This is a genomic window from Alteromonas antoniana, assembly GCF_019249295.1.
In the GTDB taxonomy this organism is placed as follows: domain Bacteria; phylum Pseudomonadota; class Gammaproteobacteria; order Enterobacterales; family Alteromonadaceae; genus Alteromonas; species Alteromonas antoniana.
The window spans coordinates 1-1133 of sequence record NZ_JAESDH010000076.1; the positions used below are offsets into that span (position 1 = coordinate 1).

1 protein-coding gene is annotated in these 1133 nt (G+C 49.2%); it reads left to right on the forward strand.

Features of this window, described 5'->3' with window-relative positions:
• Positions 1 to 1133 (forward strand): elongation factor Tu (gene tuf / locus JKP77_RS22115; RefSeq protein ID WP_218313336.1); only part of this gene is annotated, 1133 nt, incomplete at both ends.

Consider the following 1133-nt stretch of genomic DNA (forward strand, 5'->3'; position numbering starts at 1 on the left):
TTTGAACGTACGAAACCCCACGTAAACGTGGGTACAATCGGCCACGTTGACCACGGTAAAACCACTCTGACTGCAGCAATCACTACTGTCCTTTCAAAGACTTACGGTGGTTCAGCTCAGGCATTCGATCAAATCGATAACGCGCCTGAAGAAAAAGCACGTGGTATCACCATCTCTACGTCACACGTAGAATATGACACTCCTACTCGCCACTACGCGCACGTAGACTGTCCTGGACACGCTGACTACGTTAAGAACATGATCACCGGTGCCGCACAGATGGACGGTGGTATTCTGGTAGTTGCAGCGACTGATGGTCCTATGCCTCAGACTCGTGAGCACATCCTACTGGGTCGTCAGGTTGGTATTCCTTACATCATCGTATTCATGAACAAATGTGACATGGTTGATGATGAAGAGCTGCTTGAGCTGGTAGAAATGGAAGTTCGTGAACTTCTGAACGAATATGACTTCCCAGGTGACGACCTGCCAGTAATTCAGGGTTCAGCTCTGAAAGCACTGGAAGGCGATGCAGAGTGGGAAAAGAAAATCATCGAACTGGGTGAAGCGCTGGATTCATACATTCCAGAGCCAGAGCGTGCAATCGACAAGCCGTTCATCCTGCCAATCGAAGACGTATTCTCAATCTCAGGCCGTGGTACTGTTGTAACTGGTCGTGTAGAGCAAGGTATCGTTAAAGTTGGTGAAGAAGTTGAAATCGTTGGTATGAAAGATACTACGAAGACAACTTGTACCGGTGTTGAAATGTTCCGTAAGCTTCTTGACGAAGGCCGTGCAGGTGAGAACGTTGGTGTTCTTCTGCGTGGTACTAAGCGTGACGAAGTTGAGCGTGGTCAAGTACTGGCGAAGCCTGGTTCAATCACTCCTCACACTAAGTTCGAAGCTGAAGTATACGTACTGAGCAAAGACGAAGGTGGCCGTCACACGCCATTCTTCAAAGGCTACCGTCCACAGTTCTACTTCCGTACAACTGACGTAACCGGTGCTGTTCAGCTGCCAGACGGCGTTGAAATGGTAATGCCAGGCGACAACCTGAAATTCGTAGTTGAGCTGATTGCTCCAATCGCGATGGAAGAAGGTCTGCGCTTCGCAATCCGTGAAGGTGGTCGTAC